A 23,293-nucleotide genomic window follows, 5' to 3' on the forward strand; every position below is an offset into this window, starting at 1 on the left:
AGCTCAATCAAGGTCGTCAGTGTGGCTGCCTGCGCCGGCATCGGCGAAGTTCAGACCATGCTTGCGCAGTTTGTCATGCAAGGTTTTGCGCGGAATGCCGAGCGCTTCGGCGAGACTGCGCACGGAGCTGTGCGAGCGCGCCAGTTCGGCGGCAATCAGGCTCTTCTCGAAGTTCTCCACTTGCTCGCTCAGGCCGCCGCTGACCACTTCAATCGTGGTGCCGACACCGCCATCCGGCGCACTGTTGTCCAGCGCCAGTTCCAGCCCCAGGGCAAAGCGTTCGGCGGCGTTCTGCAGTTCACGTACATTGCCTGGCCAGGTGTGGCGCAATAGCAGCGCCCGGTGTCCCGGCTGCAATTCGTGGGGTGGCAAACCGTGGCGGGCGCTGGCTTCATCGGCGAAATGCTGGAACAGCATCAGCACATCTTCGCCTCGCTCACGCAGCGGCGGAATGCGCAGCGGCGCGACGTTCAGGCGGTAATACAAGTCGGCACGAAAGCGGCCCTGGTCAGCGGATTGCCGCAGGTCTTCCTTGGTCGCAGCGATAATGCGGATGTCCAGCGGGATCAGCTGGTTGCCGCCCAAGCGCTCGACGACCCGTTCTTGCAGCAAGCGCAGCAGTTTCACCTGTACATCCAGGCTCATGCTTTCGATTTCATCTAGGAACAACGTGCCGCCATTGGCAAATTCGAACTTGCCGATGCGACGCTTCTGCGCGCCGGTAAACGCACCGGGCTCGTGACCGAACAGCTCGCTTTCCACCACCGACTCGGCCAGGGCCCCGGCGTTGATTGCCACGAATGGGCCGTTACGCCGACTCGACAGATCGTGCAGCGCACGCGCCACCACTTCCTTGCCCGCACCGGTTTCGCCGAGGATCAGCACGTCGGCCTTGGTCGCCGCCAGTGCACCGATCTGCTCACGCAGGCGCAGCATCGGCGCTGATTGCCCGACGAGCCGAGCGCTCAGTTCGTTGCGATCGCTCAGGGCCAGACGCAGGCTGCGGTTGTCCAGCACCAGCCGGCGCAGATCCAGGGCACGACGCACGCTGTCGAGCAGCGCGTCGCTGGCGAAAGGTTTTTCCAGAAAGTCATAGGCCCCGGCGCGCATGGCTTGAACGGCCAGCGGCACATCGCCGTGGCCGGTGATCAGCAGCACCGGAAGCTCCGGATCCTGGGCGTGGAGTTCGGTCAGCAGTTCGAGGCCGTCCATGCCTGGCATGCGGATGTCACTGACCACCACGCCCGGCCAGTCACGCTCCAGTTGCCCGGCCAGGCCTTTGGCTTCAGCCAGCGGCAGGATTTTCAGGCCGGCCAGGTCCAGGGTCTGGCTCAGGGCCTGGCGCAGGTGGGGATCGTCGTCGATCAACACGACCTGGATGCGGTTGTCGATGGTCATGCACTTCGGTCCTCGGACGGTTGCAGGCTCACGCCCGGTGCGCCTGCGCGTAACTTCAGGGTAATCAGGGCGCCACCTTCCTTGTGGTTGGAGAACGACAATTCACCACCGAAGGCGCGCATCAGGGTGTCGCAAATCGCCAGCCCCAAGCCAAGCCCCTGAGTGCGGGTCTTGGTGGTGTAGAAGGGCTCGCCGGCACGACCCAGCGCTTCCAGGCAGAACCCGGGGCCGTTGTCGCGAATGTACAGATTGACACCGTCGGCGGTGGACTCGGCACTCAACCAGAGTTTACGCGGCGGGCCTTTTTCCGTCAGGGCGTCGAGGGCATTGGCCAGCAGATTGCCGAGTACCTGACGCAGACGGGTTTCCCCGGCCTCGACCCATAGGGTGGCAGCCGGCAGGTCACGGATCAGCTCGACTTCCATGCTGCGCCGACGCTTGGCCAGTAACGCCAGCGCGTCGTCCAGTGCCGGTTGCAGGGCCACGCTTTCCGGGGCGTGACGATCACGCCGGGCGAAGGCGCGCAGGTGAGCGATGATCGAGGCCATGCGCCCGGTCAATTCGCTGATCAGCTTGAGGTTGCCGCGAGCATCCTCGGTGCGCTGATGATCGAGCAGCACTTCGGCGTTTTCCGCGTAGCTGCGGATCGCCGCCAGCGGTTGGTTGAGCTCATGGCTGATGCTCGCCGACATCGTCCCCAGCGCCGAGAGCTTGCCGGCCTGCACTAGGTCATCCTGGGCGCGCACCAGTTCCTGCTGGGCATGTTCGCGCTCCAGCACTTCCTGCTTGAGTCGACGGTTGAGGCCTTCGAGGTCGCTGGTCCGTTCGGCGACACGGCCTTCCAGTTCATGGCGGGCCTTGGCTTCGAAGGCGATCCGGTCCAGATAATGGCGTCGGCGTTGCATCATCAGGCCGAGCAGCAGCATTAATACCAGCAGCGTTGCGCCGCCAATGGCCACGACGGTGCGTACCGGACGATCGATCAGGGTGCGCGGCGCAAGGATACTGACGCTCCAACCGGTTTCTTCGATCTGCCGGGTTTGGGGCAGCCAGGCGTTGGCGTCTAGATTCAACGGCTTGGGATCGCGGGTCGGGTAGGGTTGAATCGCGGTAATGGCCTCGCGTTCTGCGTCGCTCAATGGACGGGTCGAGCGGAAACGCCACTCGGGCCGTGACGTGAGGATGACCACGCCATTGTGGTCGGTCACCAACAGTTGTTCCGGGGTTTTGCCCCAGAGGCTTTCGGTGTGGTCGAGGTCGACCTTGACCACCAGCACGCCGATGATTTTTTCGCGATCACGTATCGCCGCCGCGAAGAAGTAACCGCGCTTGGCCGAGGTGGTGCCCAGGCCGAAAAAGCGCCCCAGACGCCCGGCCATGGCTTCACTGAAATAAGGACGAAAAGCGAAATTGCGGCCAACGAAGCTGTCGTGTTTGTCCCAATTGGAGGCCGCCAGCGTCTTGCCGGTGGTGTCCATCAGGTACATGACTTCGGCGCCGGTCTGGGCACTGATGTTTTTCAGCAGGCGATTGGCGTTGCCCTGAATCACGCCCTCGTCGGGTGCGGCCAATGTCGCACGCAGGGCGGGCAACTCGCCGAGAATCTGCGGTAACACTTCATACCGATGCAGAGTGCCCAGCAGGTTGGCGACGTAGAGGTCGAGGGTTTGACGGTTCTGCCCGGCCAGTTCGCTGCGGTAATAACGCTCGGCCAGATGCTCCAGAGGCCACAGCAAGGGCGCCAGGCACAACGCGAGTAGCGCCAGGCTGCGCCAGCGGGGTCTGCGGGGGAGAGTTGGTGTCATGAGCATCAAGCGCCTATGGGTATAGACGCATTATGCCTAGGCTTGCGGGCGCAGTCTGCGCACCTGGGATCAAGTGCGCGCTGGCGGTGAAAATTCACACAGGAATTCAGGAAAAGACTTCAGCGTCCTTGAGGAACGCGGCGGACTGATCCTTGGCGGACAGTTTCGGTGCTTCGTCCAGCTGCCAGTCGATGCCCAGGTCAGGATCGTCCCAGCGAATGCTGCGCTCGGCCGACGGAGTGTAGTAGTCGGTGGTCTTGTAGAGGAACTCGGCAAAATCGCTCAGTACCACGAAACCATGGGCAAAACCTTCAGGTACCCAAAGTTGGCGATGGTTGTCGGCGGACAGACGCACAGCGACCCATTTGCCGAAATACGGCGAGCTGCGGCGAATATCCACCGCCACGTCCAGCACTTCACCGGCGGTGACACGGACCAGCTTGCCCTGAGTGTTCTCCAACTGGTAATGCAAACCGCGCAGTACACCTTTTTGCGAGCGGGAATGGTTGTCCTGAACGAATTGGGTGTTCAGGCCAGTCGCTTCTTCGAAAGCCTTGGCGTTGAAGCTCTCATAGAAGAAACCGCGCTCGTCACCAAATACCTTGGGTTCGATGATCAGAACACCGGGCAGGTCGGTGGTGACTACATTCATGGTGTTTCTCCAGCATTAGGTCGTTGATGGCCGACATTCTTACGCAAAGTGGCGGCGGGTGCGAGTGGGGCGATGAAGAGAGTTGCGCGGGCATTTGATTTGCGCCAACCAGGAAGGGGGTTGCGTATCGCCCCAAGCAGTGGCGATATAAGCGCCTAATAAAATTTCAGGGGTCGTTGTATGCCGCTCGCCACGTTGATTCACCGCGCCAGTCTGCCCAGCCCGCAGGTGTCTGCGGCGCAAGTGATAGAGCTGCTGAAAGAGCATTACGGGCTGAGCGGGCGGTTGCAGGCTCTTGGGAGCCAGCAGGATCTCAATTTCCGCGTCGACAGCGACCTGGGGCGTTTCGTCCTGAAAATCTGCCGTGGTGATTACTCGGCGCTGGAGCTGCAAGCCCAACACGCGGGGCTCAAGCATCTGGCGGAACATTCCGGCGTGCCGGTGCCCGGAGTGATTACTGCCAAAAATGGCGCAGACTTGCTCTCACTTGAGGTCGGTGGCCAAGCGGTGCACGTGCGCCTGCTTGATTACATCGACGGCCAGTCCCTGACGCACCTCGATCACCTGAGCCGTTCAGTGGTCGCCGGTTTTGGTCGGCTCTGCGGCGAAATGGACCTGGCGCTGGCCGGTTTCAATCACCCAGGCCTTGAGCGCACCCTGCAATGGGACGCTCGCCATGCCAACGCGTTAATCGCGCATTTGCTGCCGGTGATCAAGGATGAGCGGCAACGAGCGTTGATTGCTGAAGCCGCCGAACAGGCAGAGCGCCACTTGCAGCCCTTGGTGGACAAGCTGCCGGTGCAGGCGATTCACATGGACATCACCGACGACAACGTAGTCTGGCAGCGGGATTCGCAGCGTCAATGGCAGTTGCAGGGCGTGATCGATTTCGGCGACCTGGTCCGAACCTGGCGGATCACTGACCTGTCGGTGACCTGCGCCGCGCTGCTGCACCATGCCGATGGCGATCCGTTCTACATTTTGCCGGCGGTTCGGGCTTATCACGCGGTCAATCCGTTGCAGCATGAAGAGTTGCTGGCACTCTGGCCGTTGATCGTCGCCCGCTCGGCAGTGTTGGTGCTGAGTGGCGAGCAGCAGGTCAGCATTGATCCGGGCAATGAGTACAGTCGCGACAACCTGACCCATGAGTGGGAAATTTTCCGTGTTGCCACGTCGGTGCCATTGGAGTTGATGGAGGCGGCGATTCTTACCGAAGTCGGTCAAAGCCTGCCGAGCATCGGCAGTGAAAGCTTCGCGCCATTGCTGCCGAGTCTGGTGGGGCGTGAATTTGCGTTGATCGATCTGGGCGTGCTCAGTGCGCATTTCGAGGCGGGTAACTGGGAGCAGCAAGGGATCGATCTGCGTTTGTTGACGCAAGCCGCCGAGGCTCACGGTCTGGCGGCCAGTCGATATGGCCAGTATCGTCTGTCCCGCACTCGCCCGGACTGCGCCAGCGAACCGGATACTTTCCCGCTACACGTTGCGTTGCGAGTGCCCGATGGCACGGCGGTCGAAGCGCCGTTTGCCGGCGTTATCCATATCGAAGGGGAGAATCTGCTGCAACTGGACGGCCCAGAGCTCAGCGTCCGATTGTGGGGTGTGACCCCGTCGGTGCGCAGTAGCGCGGCGCTGGTCAAAGGCCAGGTGCTGGGCTCAGTCAGGGGGCCGTTGATCGTGCAGTTGTGCCGAAGTGCTCAGATCGACGCGCCGTTGTTTTGCACGCCATCGCGCGCCGCAGCCTGGCAGGCGTTATGTCCTTCACCTGCCGTGTTGCTGGGCCTGGCCTGTGATGCGCAAGAAGAGCTCGACCCGCAGACATTGCTCGCCCGCCGTGATGCGAGTTTCGCTCGCTCCCAGAAGCACTATTACGTCGACCCGCCGCGCATCGAGCGCGGCTGGCGCAATCACCTGATCGACATGCAGGGCCGTTCTTACCTCGACATGCTCAACAACGTCGCGGTCCTGGGTCATGGCCATCCGCGCATGGCTGCTGTCGCCAGCCGGCAGTGGTCGTTGCTCAACACCAACTCGCGTTTTCACTACGCGGCGATTGCCGAGTTTTCCGAGCGTTTGCTGAAGCTGGCACCGGATAACATGGATCGCGTATTTCTGGTCAACAGCGGCACCGAGGCCAATGACCTGGCGATCCGCCTGGCCTGGGCCTACAGCGGCGGACGCGACATGCTCAGCGTGCTGGAGGCGTATCACGGTTGGTCAGTCGCGGCGGACGCGGTTTCGACCTCGATTGCCGACAACCCCAAGGCCTTGAGCAGCCGTCCGGACTGGGTGCATCCGGTGACTGCGCCGAACACCTATCGCGGTGAGTTTCGTGGCATCGAAAGCGCACCGGATTACGTGCGTAGCGTCGAACATAACCTGGCGAAAATTGCCGAACAGAAACGCCAACTGGCCGGTTTCATCTGCGAGCCGGTGTACGGCAATGCCGGCGGTATCTCGCTGCCGCCGGGCTATTTGAAGCAGGTCTATGCGCTGGTCCGCGCTCAGGGCGGGGTGTGCATCGCCGATGAAGTGCAAGTCGGTTATGGCCGCATGGGCAAATTCTTCTGGGGGTTCGAAGAGCAGGGCGTGGTGCCGGACATCATCACCATGGCCAAAGGCATGGGTAACGGCCAGCCGTTGGGCGCAGTCATTACCCGACGGGAAATTGCCGAAGCGCTGGAGGCCGAGGGTTACTTCTTCTCGTCAGCCGGTGGCAGCCCGGTCAGTTGCCAGATTGGCATGGCAGTGCTGGATGTGATGGAAGAAGAAAAACTCTGGGAGAACGCGCAGGTTGTGGGCGGGTATTTCAAAGAACGCCTTGAAGCGTTGATTGACCAGCATCCGTTGGTGGGAGCGGTGCATGGTTCCGGCTTCTATCTGGGCGTGGAGTTGATCCGCAATCGAGAAACCCTGGAGCCCGCGACCGAAGAAACCACGGCGTTGTGCGATCGCCTTCGTGAGCTGGGGATTTTCATGCAGCCGACGGGTGATTACCTGAACATTCTCAAGATCAAGCCGCCGATGGTTACGTCGCGTCAGAGCGTGGATTTCTTTGTCGACATGCTGTCCAAAGCCTTGGATGAGGACCTGTAAGCAGCACCGCTGATCCCCTGTAGGAGCTGCCGAAGGCTGCGATCTTTTGATCTTTAGCGCTATCACCGATGCCAAAAATCAAAAGATCGCAGCCTTCGGCAGCTCCTACATTGGAATCGCGAAATACCGATTGTTATCGGGTTTAAGTGAGAAATTTTTGACGGGGAGAATATTTATCGCTTTAAAAGCCGATTTTTATCGGCTATAAAGTCGCCACTGCCCACGGTGTGGATGAACCACGCCCGGTGCTGCCTCTTTCTGTCATCGGTCGATGCCACCCTCGACCCTCAACACTTGCCCAGGAGATGATTCATGAGCCGTATCGTTACCGTCGCCGCTACCCAGATGGCCTGTTCCTGGGACCTTGAAGCCAACATCGAGACCGCTGAAAAGCTGGTCCGTGAGGCTGCGGCGAAAGGCGCGCAAATCATCCTGATCCAGGAGCTGTTCGAGGCGCCGTACTTCTGCCAGAAACCGAACCCTGACTACCTGCAGCTGGCCACGACGGTCGAAGACAACGTCGCCATCAAGCATTTCCAGAAGGTCGCCAAAGAATTGCAGGTTGTTCTGCCAATCAGCTTCTACGAGCTGGCCGGCCGCGCACGTTTCAATAGCATCGCGATCATCGATGCCGACGGCAGCAACCTCGGGATTTATCGTAAAAGCCATATCCCGGATGGTCCTGGCTACCACGAAAAGTACTACTTCAACCCGGGCGATACCGGCTTCAAAGTCTGGAATACCCGTTACGCGAAAATCGGCGTGGGCATCTGCTGGGATCAGTGGTTCCCTGAGTGCGCCCGCAGCATGGCGCTGCAAGGCGCGGAAATCCTGTTCTACCCGACCGCCATCGGCAGCGAGCCACACGACAAGACCATTTCGTCCCGCGACCATTGGCAGCGCGTGCAACAAGGCCATGCCGGCGCCAACCTGATGCCGCTGATTGCCAGCAACCGCATCGGCAACGAAGAGCAGGACGGCTACGACATTACCTTCTACGGCTCGTCGTTCATCGCCAACCAGTTTGGCGAGAAAGTCCAAGAGCTGAATGAAACAGAAGAAGGCATTCTGGTTCACAGTTTCGACCTCGATGAGCTGGAACACATCCGCAGCGCATGGGGCTCATTCCGTGACCGTCGCCCGAACCTGTACGGCGCGATCAAAACCCTCGACGGTTCCCTGGAGTCCTGAACCATGACCACTTTGAACAGCACCCCTCGCACCGACGGCTTTTACATGCCAGCCGAATGGGCACCACAGACCCAGACCTGGATGGTCTGGCCCGAGCGCCCGGACAACTGGCGCCTGGGCGGCAAACCGGCGCAAGCCGCGCACGTGGCGGTGGCCAAGGCCATCGCGCGTTTCGAACCGGTGACCGTGGCGGTTTCCGCCGGCCAGTACGAAAATGCTCGGGCCCGTCTCGACGTGCCGAATATTCGTTTGGTGGAGATGTCCAGCGATGACGCCTGGGTTCGGGATACTGGCCCGACGTTCGTCATCAACAATCGCGGCGAAGTCCGTGGTGTGGATTGGGACTTCAATGCCTGGGGCGGTTTTGACGGTGGTCTGTATTCGCCATGGAACCGTGACTCGCAGGTGGCGGGCAAGATCCTCGAAATCGAGCGCAGCCCGCGCTATCGCACCGAAGGTTTTGTGCTCGAAGGCGGCTCGATCCATGTCGATGGTGAAGGCACCCTGATTACCACCGAAGAGTGCCTGCTCAACCGCAATCGCAACCCGCACATGGACCGTGCGCAAATCGAAGCGGTGCTCAGTGCAAATCTGGCTGTGGATAAGATCATTTGGTTGCCGGACGGTTTGTTCAACGACGAAACCGACGGCCATGTGGATAACTTCTGCTGCTACGTACGTCCGGGCGAAGTACTGCTGGCCTGGACCGATGACCCGCAGGACCCGAACTACCCGCGCTGCCAAGCGGCAATGAACGTGCTGCAAAACAGCACCGATGCCAAGGGGCGCCCGTTCACGGTGCACAAGATGCCGATTCCGGGGCCGTTGTACGCGACCGAAGAAGAGTGCGCAGGTGTCGATCCGGTGGATGGCACTCAGGAACGCAATCCGACCGTTCGTCTGGCCGGCTCTTATGTGAACTTCCTGATCGTTAATGGCGGCATTATCGCGCCGAGCTTCGACGACCCATTGGACGGTCCGGCCAAAGAGATTTTGCAGGCTTTGTTCCCGCAGCACGAAGTGGTCATGGTGCCGGGTCGCGAACTGTTACTGGGGGGCGGTAACATCCACTGCCTTACCCAACAACAGCCCGCGCCGCACAAGGAGTGAGTGAGGTTGTAACAGCCTGAGTTGATTGAAGAATCGATTGAGCAACGTTTTAGCCTCGTTATTTCACAGAAAGCCCGCAGCCCATCAGGACTGCGGGCTTTTTTGTATCCACTTGTCGACACTTGGAAAACATTGGCACAGCTCTTGTATCTTCGATGGCGCAACATGGGGAGGGAGAGAACTTCGATGTTCTGTCATAAACCTTGGATAAGTTAGCCGCTCACAAACCAGGAGAGAGCGCTGAGATGAACGCCGAAATGAACGTCGTGAGCGAGCGGGCAATGCATCCCCTGGCAGTTAACAGCGAATCGCTCCAGGTCTTGGCGCAATGGTTGAAGTCCAATGGAACGCGTCAGATCAGAGAACCTGATCCGCGCCGGATGATGATCGAGCGCTACCCCGCTGGTTTATTCAGCGAGGCGGAACTGGACGCACTGTGGGATGTGATGGAAGGATAAGAAGAAAAACAACGGATTGATAAAAGCGCTGCCGGGAAGGCGGCGCTTTTTTATGGGCGAAGATTTTTATGAACACTGGAGATCAAATGTGGGAGCGGGCTTGCTCGCGAAAGCGATATGTCAGTCAATGAAGAGGTTGAACATGATGGCCCCTTCGCGAGCAAGTCCGCTCCCACAAGGTTTTGCATTGTTTAGAAGATATAGGTTCCGGTCATAACGGCCATAACCTGGCGGAAACAGAAAGTATTCGACCGATTCATGAAACAGACTGAAAGCCATTCCAGCGTTTTTCCGAAACTGTCTGGGGATTAACCTGCCGGCATTGAGTTTTCCTACTTTGTTGCCGAAGTCTTCCCATGATCCTTCACTACATTTACGACCCATTGTGCGGCTGGTGTTACGGCGCCAAGCCACTGGTGCAGGCTGCCCAAAGCGTGCTGCCGGTGATCGCCCACGGTGGCGGCATGATGACCGGCGCCAACCGCCAGACCGTTTCGCCACAACTACGTAACTACGTGATGCCTCACGATCGACGCATCGCTGAATACACCGGCCAGCCGTTTGGTGAGGCGTATTTTGAAGGTTTGCTGCGCGATGAGACGGCAGTGTTCGATTCCGCGCCGCCGATTGCCGCTGTGCTGGCAGCCGAGCAGATCGCTGGCCGCGGACTAGCATTGCTGGGGCGTTTGCAGACGGCTCATTACGTGGAAGGTCGACGCATCGCTGATAACGCCGTGCTGCTGGAACTCGCCACACAGACCGGCCTTGAACCCGAGGCGTTCCAACAGGCATTTAATGAAGCTGACACCGAGCGCCATATCAAGGACAGCCGCGCACTCCTGGCCAAGGTCGGTGGACAGGGTTTTCCGACTTTCGCATTGGAACAGGATGGCCAATTCACCTTGGTCGACATCGGCCCTTGGCTCGGCAAGCCGCAAGCCTTCGCCCAATGGCTGGGTCAGTCGTTTGCGGCGAAAGAGTCTTCATCCGCGTTTCAAACCTGTGGCCTCGACGGCTGCACACATTGAATTCACCTGGAGTCACCATGGATAACCTGAGCCTGATTAAAAGCACCTACGAAGGCGCCAACTCCCAGGAGAACGCTCGCAATACCGCCGCGGCGCTGGCCGATGACGCTCGCTGGACTGAGGCCGCAGGTTTCCCGTACGCCGGAACCTATGTCGGTTTCGACGCTATCGTCGAAAATGTGTTCAAGCGCCTGGCCACCGAGTGGGAGGATTTTCAGTTCAAGGTCGAGCACTACGTTGCACAGGGCGACAAGGTGTTTGCCTACGGCAATTACAGCGGAATCTACAAAGCCACCGGCCGCCCGATGAATGCTCGGGTCGCTCACTTGTGGACCCTGGCCGACGGCAAAGTCACGCATTTCGAACAATTCGTCGATAGCCACACCGTGCAATTGGCTATCGCTGACAAGTGATTTCTTAGACGATTTTCGCCTATTCACAGACGATTCCTGAAATTGACACCTTATTAAGGGCGCGGATAGGATGCGCCCCACGCCTGTGGCTAACCGCCATGACTCACAAAACAATAAAAGGCCCGCCGCGAATTTTCGTGGGCGGGCCTTTTTGTTTTTTGGGTGAAAAAAGAGCGCGATAGCGCCATTTCAGTGGTTCGACACAGCGCGTATCAACCCGTAATAAGGAAAATAACATGTTGAACAAGCGAATCAGCCTGATCGCATTGGGGATGTTGAGCGCCACTCAGGCCATGGCTAACGACCAAGCCGAGTCCAAGGGTTTTGTTGAAGACAGCAGCCTCAAAGTGCTGCTGCGTAACGCCTACATCAATCGCGACTATAAAGACGGCAACCCGGACAAAGCCGAATGGGGCCAAGCGGCCATCGGTACTTTCTCGTCCGGCTTCACCCAAGGCACTGTGGGTGTCGGTGTGGATGCTTTCGGTCTGTACGCGCTGCGTCTGGATGGCGGCAAAGGCCGCAGCGGCGCCGGTGGTATCGACTTCTTCAAACAGGGTGATAGCGGCAACGCAGCTGACGACTTGTCGAAGGGGGGCGCGGCAGTCAAGTTCCGTCTCTCCAGCACCACGCTGACCCATGGCGACCAGATGCCGGCCTTGCCGGTGCTGAACTATGACAACTCGCGCCTGCTACCGGAAAGCTACACCGGCACCTTGATCACCTCCAAGGAGATCAAAGGCCTGGAGCTGAACGCAGGTCGCTTCACCGCCGAATCGCGCAAAAGTGCTGAAGGCCGTGACAGCGGTGGCTTGAAGTCGATCAACGTGTTGGGCGGTAGTTACCAGTTCACCGAACAGTTCAAGGCCGCGCTGTACGCGTCCGACGTCGAAGACGTGCTGAAGAAACAGTACGTGAACGCCAACTACGTGTTCCCGATCGACAAGGATCAGTCCCTGACGCTGGACTTCAACGGCTACCGCACCAAGCTGGACGATTCCTACGTCCGCGAAAGCGGTGCTACCGGCGACGACAACAAGATCTGGAGCCTGGCAGCGACCTTCGCCACCGGTCCGCATTCGTTCACTCTCGCTCACCAACGCAGCACCGGCGACAGCAACCTGGGCTACGCCTACGGCGGCTATCAGAAGGATCAAGGTCGCGTCGGCGACGGCGGCAATACAATCTACCTGGCGAATTCCTACTGGTCCGACTTCAATGCCGAAGACGAACGCAGTTGGCAGTTGGGCTATGGCCTGGACTTCAGCACTTTTGGCGTTCCTGGCCTGAGCTACAACGTTGCCTACGTGCGCGGTGACAATATCACCACCTCCACCAGCGAAGGTGGCACCGAGCGCGAGATCTTCAACCAGTTCAAGTACGTCGTGCAAAGTGGCCCGGCCAAAGACCTGAGCGTGAAGGTGCGCAGCTCGATCCTGCGCGTGTCGCACAAATCCAGCGAGTACAACGTCAGCGGCAACGAACTGCGGGTGTTCGTGGATTACCCGATCAACATCTTCTGATGATCGGTTGAGTTGTTCAGACTCTATAAAACCCCGACTGGATCGGGGTTTTTTTCGCCTCATGACCGTAGGAAAATACAAAAAATGGCTGTTTTCGATCGCAGAAAGTCGAATTAAAGCAACTTCACACCGCGTTTCAATCAACGCTTGATATGCCTGAAATTCTTTCTCATGGGCCGCAAATCCTGCACCTACTAGATTAAGCCGCTAAATGCAGCGGAGACCTAGCAATGATCGTTTTAAACAGAGAAGTTGGCGAATCGCTACGGCGCGACAAATATGTCAACGTCCAGGGAGCTGACTTTAATCTGTTCGGTCATTTTTCCGACTTCGTCAGATTGACCAAAAGTTGGGAAAGCATGGAGCCGGACAGTTATTACGGCCAAGCCGATGCGGGCATGCGTTTCCGTCGTTACAGCGATTTCGAATACAACCCGGTCACCCGTGACTTGACGCAGCTGGAACACCGCGCCTACGTGCAATCGAAGGCCAACAACAGCTACGTCGGCGGACTGGAGCGGCACTTCCAGGACTTCTCCAACGAAGTCATCAATTCGCCGGTGATGCGCAGCCTCATCGATGCGGATTTCGAGGTGTACAAGAACGTATTGCCGCCGGAGTTGCACGACGAAATCTGGCAATGCCAGATCCATCAGATCCGCATTGAGATCAAGCCAGGCAAGCAACTGGAAATCACCCCTGAAGGCATTCATTGCGACGGTTATCCGTTCAGCGGTGTGCATTTCTGGGGCCGTAACAACGTGGACGGGGCGGAGAGCCGTTTGTATTCGCCCCAAGAGGAACAGCTGGCGGCGACGACTTATCTGGAAATCCTCGACACCACCTACTTCCTCGATCGCGACATGCGTCACTACGTGACACCGGCACGCAACACCCACGCTCACGAAATGGCCTATCGGCAGATTCTGGCCATTTCCTTCTCGCGGCCCGGGACCGCTTTCGACATTGTTCGCTGAACAGCTAGACCCCATGTTGCACATCGCTGAGTGCCCTGCACCGGTGATGCTGCAGCGCGCGACGGCCAAGGATGCCCAGCGCCTGGAGTGCTTCTTTCGGCAATTCGAAGAAGTGTCGTTCTGTGAATGGCAGGACGCCAAATGCCTGCGCGGTGTGTTGGTGCAAAAAACCACCGCTGCGTTCCTCGCGCTCGATATCCGTGGCGAAGTAGTCGGCGCGGTGTTGGGCGGCATGCTCGGTAGCCGTGGCACCATCAATCACTTGGCGGTAAGCCCGGTGTATCGCAGCCAGGGCGTCGGTCAGCGTCTGGTGGAAGCGGCGTCGGCAGACATGAAACGGGTCGGTGTGCTGCGGATGTTCCTGTTCGTCGACGATGCTAACCTTGCCGGCAAACGTTTTTGGAGTGCCCAGGGCTTTTGCGAGCCGCGTGGCGAAACGACCTTTGAGAGGGACCTATGAATGAGACGTCCAGCAGCCAGCCGCTGATGGTCGAGCCCCAGCCCTCGCGCACGTTTGCTGAAGCCAGCCCGGTTGTTGCGGGCTACTTCACGGTGTCGTTTGTGTTCGGTTTGATGGCCGTCAATGCCGGATTGCCCGTGTGGCTGCCGGTCGCGATGTGTCTGTTCGTCTATGCCGGTGCCTCGCAGTTCGCCGCCCTGGCGCTGATCTCCAGCGGCGCGTCGCTGACCACCATCATCCTCACCACGTTTCTGATCAATGCACGGCACATGCTGATGTCGGTCTACATGGCCAAGGCCTTGCAGGCGATGGGGCTCAGTCGTCTCGAGCGCTGGTGTTATGCCGGCGGGCTGACCGATGAATCGTTCGCCTTCCACAGCGTCAAACTGGGCAAGGGCACGCCGGTCAATGTGCGTTATCTGATTGGCTTCAATCTGTATTGCCACACGTCGTGGGTACTGGGTGGTTTGCTGGGAGCAATTTGCGCGCAGTACGCGGCGCACCTGATCAAATATCAGCTCGACTATGCGCTGACCGCGATGATGCTCTACGTGCTGGTATCGCTGTGCAACACCCGCAATAAACTGATCGCCGCACTGGCCGCGGTCGCCTGCATGGGTGTCCTGAGCCTGATCGGCAGCTCACCCTTCAACGTATTCATCGCCACATTCGTGGGCTGCGGGGTGGGTGTATGCCTGACCAAACGTTCCTGATCCTGGTCGTCGTGCTAATGATGGCCGTGACGTTCCTGCCGCGTGCGTTGCCGCTGCAAGTGAACACCGACCATTGGCCGCCCTTCGTCGCCAGGGCGCTGGAATACTTGCCGGTGGCGATCGTCGCTGCAATCAGCCTTACGCCGCTGTTGATCAAGGATCAGCAGGTGCAGCTCGATCGCCCGGAATTCTATGCAGCGATTCCGACGTTGTTATGTGCGTATTTCAGCAAAAACCTCTTTCTCAGTGTGGCGGTTGGGACGGCTGCGTACATTGCGCTCGGGTCGTTCATGTAGTGACAGAGCGACCACGTCGTTCAAAGCCTGGCCCGATAACTCGGGATTATTGACCGCCAACCGCACTTCAAGGGAATCCTCGAAACCCGGGAAAATGGTCAGGCCGTTACGCAGCGCCGCTTCACGGGAAACCATGCCAAGGCCGTCCATTTGTGTGATCAACGACAGGGTCAGGGTCTCGCTGCAGGAATAGATCATCCGCTTGCCTGACTCGTAATTACCAAGGCCGGCGTCGAGAAAACGCAAGAAGCTGTGGGAATACGGACAATCGTCGGCAGGACGAACCTGAAACTTATTGCCGAGCAGCATCAGCGGATCGTTTTCCTGACCGCAATGGGCACCGACCACCTGCACCTGTACATGGGGCAGTGCAATGCTGGGTAACCCCGGTTGTTGCGGGCCGATCAGCACGGCCAGGTCGAAATCCTCATTCTTCAACTTGCTGAGGTTTTCCATCGACTCGGCGTAGCTGAATTCCAGTTGATAATCAGAAAACACCTCAATGAGGCGTCCGATCATTCGCCGGTTGAAGTCAGCCGAGAGCGTGGTGTTAAGCGCAATCTTGAGCGTGCGCTGTCCAGGCACTTTGAGCGCGGCGACTTTTTCTTCCAGTTGCCGCGTGGCGACCAACACTTTGTCCATGTAGGGCGTGAGCTCCGTGCCCTGTGTTGTCAGGGTCAGCCCCTTGTTGGAGCGACGAAACAACCGAAAACCGAACTGCTCTTCAACCTTGTTCAACTGCGCGGCCAATGCCTGCACGGTCAAACAGGAATGCTCTGCCGCCGCCGACAATGAGCCGGTCTGCACAATGCGCATGAGGTTACGTAAGGTTCTACTATCCATTTGGGTAATGCCCTCTGAAGTGGGCTGGCTATTGTTGTGTACCTGGCCGCCGGGTGGGCGTAGGTCGCGTGCTGGCTATGATCCTGCACCTGAGCAAGCTTGTCCCGAGTTTAGTAGCGAAATGATTCTGCGTCCGATGGTTTGAGGCTTACACAGGATCGGGGTTTTTGGTGGAGGGTAGGTGATCAGGGGGCAAAAAAGGCCCGGATGGGGGGAGGTGTGAGCTTTTTTTGGAATCAGCTAAACCTTTTTCCAAGGTAAAAAAAAGCAGCCTGATCAGGCTGCTTTCATGAATAGGTGCTTGATATTGTGCTCCCTCAAGCAGGGGAGGAGAGGTTTACCCGAGCGCTGATTTTCAGGTCATCAACGGGGCTCCTACATCGACTATCGCCACCTGAAGGCAGTCGGTTTCGCGCTCTCGATTAAATTTTCTTCCCGTGTGACACGGGTGTCAACGGGTGTATTTGACCGTGTGTCGGCGTCTTTTTGGGGGGCGGAAAAATCTCTTTTCAATAGTCTGCGCATGATGATGTTCCCGGCAACTCATTACATCACGTCACTAATGATGTTCCCGTCCCCACCTTTATCCCCCTGACCCAACCTCATACATTCCTCTCCAACGCCTCCCCATCATTCCGATGAGAGGGGCACCTGGAGATTCCTCATGCCTTTCGTAAGCGTACGCATCACCCGCGATGGCGTTACCTCCGAGCAGAAAGCTCAGGTGATCGCCGAAATCACTGAAACCCTGGAACGCGTCCTCAATAAACGCCCGGACCTGACCCACATCGTGATCGAAGAAGTCGACACCGATAACTGGGGCTATGCCGGGATCACTACTACCCAGTACCGCAAGCAACTGGCTGAAGCGCAAGGGCAGTCATGACCGCGTCCGTCAAAACCATCATTCAGTAGTAGAGGGTTCATCATGAGCAATTCGAAAAAAGTCATCGTCATTACAGGCGCATCCCAAGGTCTCGGCGCAGGCATGGTCAAGGCTTTCCGTGAGCTTGATTACAAAATTGTCGCCACCTCGCGTTCGATCCAGCCGTCCACCGACCCGGACATTCATTCCGTGGCAGGCGACATCGGCGACCCGGCAATCGCCCAGCGCGTCATCCGTGAAGCGATCGAACGTTTCGGCCGTATCGATACCCTGGTCAACAACGCCGGGATCTTCGTCGCCAAGCCGTTCACCGCCTACACCCCCGAAGACTACGCCGCAGTCTTGTCGGTGAACCTGAATGGTTTCTTCTACATCACCCAACTCGCGATCACCGAGATGGAAAAACAGGGCAGCGGCCACATCGTCAACATCACCACCAGCCTGGTGGACCACGCGATTGACGGTGTGCCGTCGGTGTTGGCCTCATTGACCAAAGGTGGGTTGAACGCGGCGACCAAATCCTTGGCCATTGAGTACGCCAAGCGTGGCATTCGGGTGAATGCGGTTTCCCCGGGCATCATCAAGACGCCGATGCATGGTGAGGAAACTCACGAAGCACTGGGAAGTTTGCATCCGGTTGGGCGCATGGGGGAGATCAGCGACATTGCTCAGGCTGTGGTGTATCTGGACAGCGCCAACTTTGTCACCGGGGAGATTCTGCATGTTGATGGCGGGCAGAGTGCGGGTCACTGAGACCTGATTTACACCCCAGAAGCAACAAAGCACTCGCATTGCTGCGAGGGCTTTGTTTTGATGCAGTGCTGGAGCAGCGAAGGATGCTCCAGGCTGATGATTTCATTTCTTCCCAAGGATGGATATTTACCTAATGCTCAAGTTCAACGCTCATCTCGGTTTCCAATTCAATGAATTGCCTTTTCTGCAACGCATCGAAGCCGCCGCCGCAGCGGGTTTTCGGGCAGTGGAGTTCCCGTCGCCCTATGAATTCGACGCGAGCCTCCTGGCAGACCACCTGGCGCAATACAGTCTGCCGTTGATTCAGTTCGCCGCACCGGCGGGCGTTACCAAAGGCATCGCTGCCTTGCAGGGCAAGGAAGAAGAGTTTCGACACGGTTTGCTCCAGGCCGCCCGCTATGCAAAGGCGCTGGCATGTTCGGATGTCCACATCATGTCTGGCGTTACGACGCAGGATGACGCAGGACCTATCTTCGGAGGCAACCTGGAGTATGCCGTCAAGTACTTCGAGGATCAGGGATTGCGGCCGCTTATCGAAGTCATTTGTACGCAAGAGATGCCGGGCTATTACATGTCTGACTTCAGCAAGGCGCAACAGGTGCTGGAGACCTTCCCGAGTGTCGGGCTGATTCTCGATCTTTACCATGCTCAGCTTTTGACCGGAGATGCGGCAGATGTTCTGGCTCGGTTTTATGACAGAACAGTCCATGTGCAAATTGCCGACTGCCCGGGGCGTCACGAACCGGGAACAGGGAACATCGACTTCGCAGCTTTGTTCGCCGCGCTGGAGCAGCGTGGGTATCCAGGATGGATCGGGTGTGAATACCGTCCTTCCGGTTCCACTGTTGCGAGCCTTGACTGGATTAAACAGCTAAGTGCTTAGCGCTTGCGATGCGGACGGGATTCGCATTTCACATACGAGCGTTCAGAGCTAATCCACCAAGTTCTATAACTTCAGGTACTTAGTGGTACGTCATTGCGCCCAAAAAAACTAAATCCATCCTATTGTTTCTACGATGTTTAAGAATTGATTGCTGGAGTCGTGCTGCTGCCGGCTCTGGCATGGCCGCCAGCGAACTAAACTAGTTGTATCTCTGTAGCAGATGTCTCTGCAGAGGTAAGGAGGTGTCAAATGGCCATTCGTGATACCTATCAGGAAATTGAGCAGACCCTGGGTCTGGTACCGGAGTGGATCAAGCAGATGCCGGAAGGCGGAGCGATCGGATTCTGGGGCGTGGCCCGGGACTTCTGGCTGGCGGATACCAAGATTCCTAATAAGTACAAGGAGTTGATAGGTCTGGCGGTTTCCGGGGCGACCCGTTGTAAGTATTGCGCCCTGTTCCATACCGAAGCCGCGCGCTTGTTTGGCGCGAGTGATGAGGAAATTTCCGAAGCCAGCTTTATGGGCTCGCTGACCATGATGGGCAGCACCTTTATTAACGCCCAGCAGATCGATTACGAGCAGTTCCGGCAGGAAACGCTGAGTATCGTCCGGTATGTCAAAGATCACTCGCAACCCAAAGCCGCTTAAGCCGTTGCGCGAACCTGCCCTTCGCCAGCTGACGAAGGATAAGTTGATTGCAATCACCAGCGGTGGTCCCAGGACCACCGCTCGGTGGCAAGCGGCTGTGCTGCGAGCCATCAGCGAACTAATGCAATACAACGATACCGCCCGCGAAGAAAACCAAGACCTGCGCATCCCCTTCGCCAAAGCACTCCATGACCTCTATGCCGGACAGAAGTCCGACGCCGAGTTGACGGAAATGGTGCTGCTGATGCTGGAAGTGGAAACCGCCCCCTTGCTCGGCAAAGGGCCCCAGGCAGGAGCGGCATCCGGGAACAACAACCCCTGAGAAGTGGAAAAGGGACAACTTTATTTTCCCAGATGGAAATCGTCGTATCCCTGGTTCGAGCAAAGAAGACCCGCACGATTTGAGCATCTGACAATGTCAACCTAGGCTTGGGTATCAAGGTCGGGTGGAAGCAGATTCTCCAACCCCAGAAACAACAAAGCCCTCGCATTTCTGCGAGGGCTTTGTTTTGTATGGTGCGGCACCAGACGAACGGTAGTCTTAGGCGAGGCCAGGTTTTCTGCAGGTCTGGAATTCGGTGGAAAATTTGGCGTACCCCTACTAGTAACTATTAATAAATCAGCTAGTTATGGCTTTCGGTGGAATCGAAGTGGGGACGTAAAAGGGCTGTGCCGCTGGCCGGAATACCGGCAATGTGGTGAAGGTCAGCGGGGCGGCATTTCTCACGCAGAGGTTTGAAATCCACATCGTGCATTCGAATAACCCGATGATCAACAGCCTCTATTTGCTCTTGTGATGCATGCTCTGGTAATCCGCGCTGGATGTTGACGAGTTGCTTGAACTGCTCATTCGGTTGCTCTGGTTACGGCTCAGATCGAAACCGACGTTGCTGCCTCGCGGTCGGCGCTCAAGTCAGCGAAGGGACCGGGCAATTTCCGTAACATGTTCATGTACGCACTAGGTGGAAAGAAAGACGGTCTTCAGCTGATACCTGTCAATGAGGTAGCGGCGAAGGATTAGTTCGGTTCGATCAAGAACATCAGCCGCGACGACATGCTGGCCGGCTTGCAGATACCGCCGCAGATGATGGTCATCGTGCTGCAAAACGCGGGTAGGTTCGGATAGATCAAGGAAGCGGCCCAGATCTGGGCGATGCGCCATCAGCTAGACAGAAATCATGAATAGTGTGTAAAGCATATCTCTCCTCAACTATCTGTATACGTTGCTCGCCATAAATTTGTTTCAAATAAATAATTGTATCTTCTTGTAGGCGAAAAAGTTGAGCGCCGGATCGATGTACCCGTTCCTTGTCTTTATCTTGTTCTCGGCGTTTAGATATTTCATTCGGGTCGGTTTTTAGGAAAAATATTCTGTCTAGCTCGAGGTTTTTCAGAGTGCTGGCAGGTACCCAATAAAGTGAATCAGAAGTTTCAATAACTGCATGTAGCTCTATTATTGTGTTCTTTGTTATTTCCCTAAGCCGACGGTATTCTTCAACGAGTACATCTTGATTGGCTGGTAGATGTTTTGCTGCTAGCTCCCTAAAAGTGGTAGTCCGACCACGCATACGTAGCAGGTGTGATGCTGATGTGCTAGTATAGTCGGTGTGCATTGCAGCTAGGCGCCTAGTAAGCGTGGTTTTACCCGAGCCCGAGAGGCCAAAAATTCCGATATGCATTTAATACCCCCACATGAGTGAAGCGTGTTCTTCATTAAGATAGCTGAAAGACTGAGGAGGGGTTATGCCTTTGGCGCGAAGCACTGGTAGAGGGATTTTTTTTTCGTACTCTCTAACATTTTTTAGAAAAATCGCATATCCTTTCGGGCTGCCCTTGAAATATTCATCGAATGCCGCGTGTGTTATGCCAGCAACAGCGAAAAGCTGTTTTTTTATTTGTTCTGGAGATGCGCAAAAAATTTCTCCGATCTCAGCTTCACCGGTCAACATTTTTACTGGAGATGAAGAGTAGATGTATAATTTACAGCCTCTCTGGAAATCTTTTCCTATCCGTTTTCGTAGCTCCACCGTTTTTTCACCGTCATAAATTTTAGACGCGTATTCCGGTTTTATGCTGATAAGAATTTTCTTCACAAAATCTATCCTGTGAGGTTGTAGTGGCCAAGAGTTTAGCATTTTGGATCGATGGTAACACGTCGGGAAAAGTCCCTGAAATCGATTTGCATATTAATTATTGGTTGTTAAATCAAAATACTAATCATGAGTTCAATTACCTCGATATAGGGGTAAGGTTCGTAAGTGTAAGTTTTGATGCCGTCATTAACATATACTTCCCATTCAAAATTACATCAGATCAGTATATTCCTGGATTGGGGGAGCTTATATGTTCTCGCACCGATTTGATTCAAACCATTTTTAATGCTAGGCAACTGTCTACGAAGAATAGCTCCAATACTTCTGTCGATATTGAGTTTGAAGGTGATGGGGTTCTTCGTATTCATAAGCAAATTGCTTTGGGTCCCCAAAGCGGGAATGTATCTATCATTGATATCGCTGAGGGATCCATTCTTTCATTTCCTCTCGCATCGATGCATCATAGCGCCCCCCAAGACGCAGATGAACTGCCCGGATATTTTCGCTTTAGAATAAACATGGACCGAGTTGAAGCTAGAAAGGAAATTTCTCAGAGTTATAAGCATAGCGATAGTTTTATTCTTAGTAGACTAGAATCTACGGAGATTGTCGACTTTCGAATCAACGAGGTCAGAGATCTTCCGGGGATTATACAATCCAAAAATCTTCTAGGGACCGAGAACAATCTAGGGGCTGGTATAAAGAATATTCATTTTTTCTTAATCAGAGAAGTAGATTCGGAATTCAAGCAAGCGCATGCCAATTTCCATCGCTGTCGTTTACTTGAAAAGGAGCTATGGAGTGACTACCTTACCTCCTTTGATGAAAAGAAAGTCATCTTGCCTAAGCAGATGCTCATCTATCATTGGCGCGAGTCGGTAGATAAGGAGAAGCTTAAGATTAATGCCAATCTAAGAATTGAGAAGTTCAACGCTTTTGCCAAGTTTGGTAAGATTACCGTTACGACTTATACATTCATTTGGTTTATCTTGTTCGCGCTACTTCTCGGTGCCTTTGGAGGAATCTTGGGTGATTTCTTAGTCGACTGGTTAGGGCCAAAGTTTAATGCATTCAGCCTGTCTATGCACAATCTTATAATTTTACATATCCAATAGAATAAATCTGTTCAACTTGCTTTAGTTAAATGGTTTAGCTATAATGCTCGATAATATAGACCATGGCTGGGGAAAACCATGATTGCGCTAAAAATCCAACCACAAGTAAGCTTTGCTTACTTACATGCTTCTGGTGGTGATTTTAGAAAAGTCGCTTACCTTCTAAGTGATGTGGCGCCGTTTTATCCAAATTTTAAGGAATGGTTGTTTTTTAAGTTTCAACCAGAAGCTAGACTCGGAATGCGTGATGTTTTGCTAGCATGCGTCGACGACCAGATTGTGGGTTTGTCATTGCTCAAGAAAACAGCCGCTGAGCGTAAAATTTGCACCTTCTATGTTGTTCCTAGTTTCCGTGGTAGGGGGCTAGCTTATGATTTAATGGATCGTAGTATCTCTGCCATTGGCGGATCAGATACAGTGATTACCGTTTCTGAAGAGCGCGATGCCGAGTTGTTTCCCACGCTGAATAAATTTGGCTTCGAACTTTCAGATTCCGTTCAGGATATGTACCGCCCTGGTAAAAAAGAGAATATTTATAGAGTTGGCTAAATTCTCCTGCTGCGTATGGATCTCTTCGTGCGCAGCAGTTTCACTGCTCAAATTTTGTCGTGATGTGATTTTTAAACTCCACTCTCCACTCTCCACTCTAAAGCCTATCCTCCATTCTCATTTTTCTGCTACAGATCCTCAATATATTATTCGTCGCATAATCATTTGCCGTCTTAATATTGTATGTCCAATAAAAAACTATCACCAAGTGCATCTAGGCGGACTACATTGCTTTGCGTTATGGCAACTGAAATTTTATTAAAGTAATGAAGGGAAAAGGGGACACCCATTAGCCGGTCTCAAGTCAAGGTTAAAAGCCTCCGCACCCTGCGGTTTTTAACTGCAGGGATTACTCTTTAACTCAACCTGATCGGTTGAACCCGTCGAACCCGTTTCCTCTTCATTG

General features: G+C 55.7%; 24 protein-coding genes and 1 pseudogene. 19 read left to right on the forward strand and 6 right to left on the reverse strand.

Going from position 1 to position 23,293, the window contains the following annotated elements; all coding sequences use genetic code 11:
• Window positions 1-3: 3 nt before the first annotated feature.
• The 3 genes from IB250_RS26895 to rfbC all read right to left on the reverse strand — a co-directional run bounded on the left by IB250_RS26895 (window position 4) and on the right by rfbC (window position 3,855).
• Entirely contained in the window at window positions 4-1,398 is a 1,395-nt protein-coding gene (locus tag IB250_RS26895; protein WP_192346589.1) for a sigma-54-dependent transcriptional regulator, read from the reverse strand.
• Window positions 1,395-3,203 carry a sensor histidine kinase gene (locus tag IB250_RS26900; RefSeq protein ID WP_192346590.1) on the reverse strand — a complete coding sequence of 603 codons (1,809 nt, stop codon included), beginning with the start codon at window positions 3,201-3,203 and terminating at the stop codon, window positions 1,395-1,397. Before IB250_RS26900 ends, IB250_RS26895 begins: the two co-directional genes overlap by 4 nt.
• Window positions 3,204-3,309: 106 nt before the next feature.
• Entirely contained in the window at window positions 3,310-3,855 is a 546-nt protein-coding gene (gene rfbC / locus IB250_RS26905; protein ID WP_192346592.1) for a dTDP-4-dehydrorhamnose 3,5-epimerase, read from the reverse strand.
• A gap of 180 nt (window positions 3,856-4,035) precedes the next feature.
• On the opposite strand from rfbC, the gene IB250_RS26910 reads away from it, so the two are divergent.
• The 11 genes from IB250_RS26910 (at window position 4,036) to IB250_RS26960 (ending at window position 15,117) form a co-directional block, all read left to right on the forward strand.
• Entirely contained in the window at window positions 4,036-6,948 is a 2,913-nt protein-coding gene (locus tag IB250_RS26910) for an aminotransferase (RefSeq protein ID WP_192346594.1), read from the forward strand.
• Between the two features lie 312 nt (window positions 6,949-7,260).
• Entirely contained in the window at window positions 7,261-8,139 is an 879-nt protein-coding gene (gene aguB, locus IB250_RS26915) for an N-carbamoylputrescine amidase (RefSeq protein ID WP_008068730.1), read from the forward strand.
• A 3-nt stretch (window positions 8,140-8,142) separates the two neighbouring features.
• Window positions 8,143-9,249 (forward strand): agmatine deiminase, encoded by a 1,107-nt coding sequence (gene aguA, locus IB250_RS26920; protein WP_192346596.1) that lies wholly within the window; start codon window positions 8,143-8,145, stop codon window positions 9,247-9,249.
• Between the two features lie 245 nt (window positions 9,250-9,494).
• On the forward strand, window positions 9,495-9,707 hold the full coding sequence (locus IB250_RS26925) for a hypothetical protein (protein ID WP_192346598.1): 213 nt from the start codon (window positions 9,495-9,497) through the stop codon (window positions 9,705-9,707).
• A gap of 356 nt (window positions 9,708-10,063) precedes the next feature.
• Window positions 10,064-10,735, forward strand: coding sequence for a DsbA family protein (locus IB250_RS26930; RefSeq protein ID WP_192346600.1), 672 nt, complete (start codon window positions 10,064-10,066; stop codon window positions 10,733-10,735).
• Between the two features lie 17 nt (window positions 10,736-10,752).
• Window positions 10,753-11,148, forward strand: coding sequence for a nuclear transport factor 2 family protein (locus IB250_RS26935; RefSeq protein ID WP_063341875.1), 396 nt, complete (start codon window positions 10,753-10,755; stop codon window positions 11,146-11,148).
• A 236-nt stretch (window positions 11,149-11,384) separates the two neighbouring features.
• On the forward strand, window positions 11,385-12,671 hold the full coding sequence (locus tag IB250_RS26940; RefSeq protein ID WP_192346602.1) for an OprD family porin: 1,287 nt from the start codon (window positions 11,385-11,387) through the stop codon (window positions 12,669-12,671).
• A 230-nt stretch (window positions 12,672-12,901) separates the two neighbouring features.
• On the forward strand, window positions 12,902-13,648 hold the full coding sequence (locus tag IB250_RS26945) for a 2OG-Fe dioxygenase family protein (RefSeq protein WP_192346604.1): 747 nt from the start codon (window positions 12,902-12,904) through the stop codon (window positions 13,646-13,648).
• Window positions 13,649-13,694: 46 nt separating this feature from the next.
• Complete coding sequence (locus tag IB250_RS26950; protein WP_192346624.1) at window positions 13,695-14,108, forward strand: GNAT family N-acetyltransferase; 414 nt, start codon at window positions 13,695-13,697, stop codon at window positions 14,106-14,108.
• Window positions 14,105-14,821 (forward strand): AzlC family ABC transporter permease, encoded by a 717-nt coding sequence (locus tag IB250_RS26955; RefSeq protein ID WP_123498386.1) that lies wholly within the window; start codon window positions 14,105-14,107, stop codon window positions 14,819-14,821. The genes IB250_RS26950 and IB250_RS26955 overlap by 4 nt, the downstream gene beginning before the upstream one ends.
• Window positions 14,800-15,117 (forward strand): AzlD domain-containing protein, encoded by a 318-nt coding sequence (locus IB250_RS26960; RefSeq protein ID WP_008068739.1) that lies wholly within the window; start codon window positions 14,800-14,802, stop codon window positions 15,115-15,117. The genes IB250_RS26955 and IB250_RS26960 overlap by 22 nt, the downstream gene beginning before the upstream one ends.
• Here IB250_RS26960 and IB250_RS26965 read toward each other — a convergent pair.
• Window positions 15,034-15,960, reverse strand: a complete 927-nt coding sequence (locus IB250_RS26965; RefSeq protein WP_192346606.1) for a LysR family transcriptional regulator — start codon at window positions 15,958-15,960, stop codon at window positions 15,034-15,036. The genes IB250_RS26960 and IB250_RS26965 overlap by 84 nt on opposite strands.
• 664 nt (window positions 15,961-16,624) lie before the next feature.
• Here IB250_RS26965 and IB250_RS26970 point away from each other — a divergent pair.
• From IB250_RS26970 to IB250_RS28765, 6 genes and pseudogenes are all read left to right on the forward strand, one after another.
• The gene (locus tag IB250_RS26970) at window positions 16,625-16,846 is read left to right on the forward strand and encodes a tautomerase family protein (protein ID WP_007897514.1); all 222 of its coding nucleotides are present in this window, start codon (window positions 16,625-16,627) and stop codon (window positions 16,844-16,846) included.
• 42 nt (window positions 16,847-16,888) lie between these two features.
• Window positions 16,889-17,599 (forward strand): SDR family NAD(P)-dependent oxidoreductase, encoded by a 711-nt coding sequence (locus IB250_RS26975; RefSeq protein WP_192346608.1) that lies wholly within the window; start codon window positions 16,889-16,891, stop codon window positions 17,597-17,599.
• A gap of 133 nt (window positions 17,600-17,732) precedes the next feature.
• Entirely contained in the window at window positions 17,733-18,482 is a 750-nt protein-coding gene (locus tag IB250_RS26980; protein WP_192346610.1) for a hydroxypyruvate isomerase family protein, read from the forward strand.
• A gap of 249 nt (window positions 18,483-18,731) precedes the next feature.
• Window positions 18,732-19,130, forward strand: coding sequence for a carboxymuconolactone decarboxylase family protein (locus tag IB250_RS26985; RefSeq protein WP_007939479.1), 399 nt, complete (start codon window positions 18,732-18,734; stop codon window positions 19,128-19,130).
• 43 nt (window positions 19,131-19,173) lie between these two features.
• The gene (locus tag IB250_RS26990; RefSeq protein WP_225603860.1) at window positions 19,174-19,452 is read left to right on the forward strand and encodes a hypothetical protein; all 279 of its coding nucleotides are present in this window, start codon (window positions 19,174-19,176) and stop codon (window positions 19,450-19,452) included.
• A 546-nt stretch (window positions 19,453-19,998) separates the two neighbouring features.
• Window positions 19,999-20,253 (forward strand): annotated as a pseudogene (locus IB250_RS28765) (Presumed portal vertex protein); the annotation flags it as partial.
• Between the two features lie 4 nt (window positions 20,254-20,257).
• On the opposite strand, the gene IB250_RS26995 reads toward IB250_RS28765, so the two are convergent.
• Window positions 20,258-20,809: an ATP-binding protein gene (locus IB250_RS26995; protein ID WP_192346612.1), complete on the reverse strand. Its 552-nt coding sequence runs from the start codon at window positions 20,807-20,809 to the stop codon at window positions 20,258-20,260.
• Complete coding sequence (locus tag IB250_RS27000; RefSeq protein ID WP_192346614.1) at window positions 20,810-21,223, reverse strand: ASCH domain-containing protein; 414 nt, start codon at window positions 21,221-21,223, stop codon at window positions 20,810-20,812.
• A 23-nt stretch (window positions 21,224-21,246) separates the two neighbouring features.
• Here IB250_RS27000 and IB250_RS27005 point away from each other — a divergent pair, with 23 nt between their 5' ends.
• A complete protein-coding gene (locus tag IB250_RS27005) occupies window positions 21,247-22,338 on the forward strand; it encodes a hypothetical protein (protein ID WP_192346616.1) in 1,092 nt (363 codons plus the stop codon).
• Window positions 22,339-22,416: 78 nt separating this feature from the next.
• Window positions 22,417-22,887: a GNAT family N-acetyltransferase gene (locus IB250_RS27010; protein WP_192346618.1), complete on the forward strand. Its 471-nt coding sequence runs from the start codon at window positions 22,417-22,419 to the stop codon at window positions 22,885-22,887.
• The last annotated feature ends 406 nt before the right edge of the window (window positions 22,888-23,293 follow it).

This window comes from Pseudomonas sp. PDM09, assembly GCF_014852305.1.
Taxonomy (GTDB): Bacteria; Pseudomonadota; Gammaproteobacteria; order Pseudomonadales; family Pseudomonadaceae; genus Aquipseudomonas.

Excerpts from the sequence above, each read along its gene's own strand:
- IB250_RS26925 (WP_192346598.1), top strand. The coding sequence starts at position 9,495 with ATGAACGCCGAAATGAACGTCGTGAGCGAGCGGGCAATGCATCCCCTG.
- IB250_RS26945 (WP_192346604.1), top strand. The coding sequence starts at position 12,902 with ATGATCGTTTTAAACAGAGAAGTTGGCGAATCGCTACGGCGCGACAAA.
- aguB (WP_008068730.1), top strand. The coding sequence starts at position 7,261 with ATGAGCCGTATCGTTACCGTCGCCGCTACCCAGATGGCCTGTTCCTGG.
- IB250_RS26965 (WP_192346606.1), bottom strand. The coding sequence starts at position 15,960 with ATGGATAGTAGAACCTTACGTAACCTCATGCGCATTGTGCAGACCGGC.
- IB250_RS26910 (WP_192346594.1), top strand. The coding sequence starts at position 4,036 with ATGCCGCTCGCCACGTTGATTCACCGCGCCAGTCTGCCCAGCCCGCAG.
- IB250_RS26940 (WP_192346602.1), top strand. The coding sequence starts at position 11,385 with ATGTTGAACAAGCGAATCAGCCTGATCGCATTGGGGATGTTGAGCGCC.
- IB250_RS26985 (WP_007939479.1), top strand. The coding sequence starts at position 18,732 with ATGGCCATTCGTGATACCTATCAGGAAATTGAGCAGACCCTGGGTCTG.
- IB250_RS26995 (WP_192346612.1), bottom strand. The coding sequence starts at position 20,809 with ATGCATATCGGAATTTTTGGCCTCTCGGGCTCGGGTAAAACCACGCTT.
- IB250_RS26955 (WP_123498386.1), top strand. The coding sequence starts at position 14,105 with ATGAATGAGACGTCCAGCAGCCAGCCGCTGATGGTCGAGCCCCAGCCC.
- IB250_RS26935 (WP_063341875.1), top strand. The coding sequence starts at position 10,753 with ATGGATAACCTGAGCCTGATTAAAAGCACCTACGAAGGCGCCAACTCC.
- rfbC (WP_192346592.1), bottom strand. The coding sequence starts at position 3,855 with ATGAATGTAGTCACCACCGACCTGCCCGGTGTTCTGATCATCGAACCC.
- IB250_RS26970 (WP_007897514.1), top strand. The coding sequence starts at position 16,625 with ATGCCTTTCGTAAGCGTACGCATCACCCGCGATGGCGTTACCTCCGAG.
- IB250_RS26930 (WP_192346600.1), top strand. The coding sequence starts at position 10,064 with ATGATCCTTCACTACATTTACGACCCATTGTGCGGCTGGTGTTACGGC.
- IB250_RS27010 (WP_192346618.1), top strand. The coding sequence starts at position 22,417 with ATGATTGCGCTAAAAATCCAACCACAAGTAAGCTTTGCTTACTTACAT.
- IB250_RS26980 (WP_192346610.1), top strand. The coding sequence starts at position 17,733 with ATGCTCAAGTTCAACGCTCATCTCGGTTTCCAATTCAATGAATTGCCT.
- IB250_RS26895 (WP_192346589.1), bottom strand. The coding sequence starts at position 1,398 with ATGACCATCGACAACCGCATCCAGGTCGTGTTGATCGACGACGATCCC.
- IB250_RS26950 (WP_192346624.1), top strand. The coding sequence starts at position 13,695 with ATGCTGCAGCGCGCGACGGCCAAGGATGCCCAGCGCCTGGAGTGCTTC.
- IB250_RS26975 (WP_192346608.1), top strand. The coding sequence starts at position 16,889 with ATGAGCAATTCGAAAAAAGTCATCGTCATTACAGGCGCATCCCAAGGT.
- IB250_RS26960 (WP_008068739.1), top strand. The coding sequence starts at position 14,800 with ATGCCTGACCAAACGTTCCTGATCCTGGTCGTCGTGCTAATGATGGCC.
- aguA (WP_192346596.1), top strand. The coding sequence starts at position 8,143 with ATGACCACTTTGAACAGCACCCCTCGCACCGACGGCTTTTACATGCCA.
- IB250_RS26900 (WP_192346590.1), bottom strand. The coding sequence starts at position 3,203 with ATGACACCAACTCTCCCCCGCAGACCCCGCTGGCGCAGCCTGGCGCTA.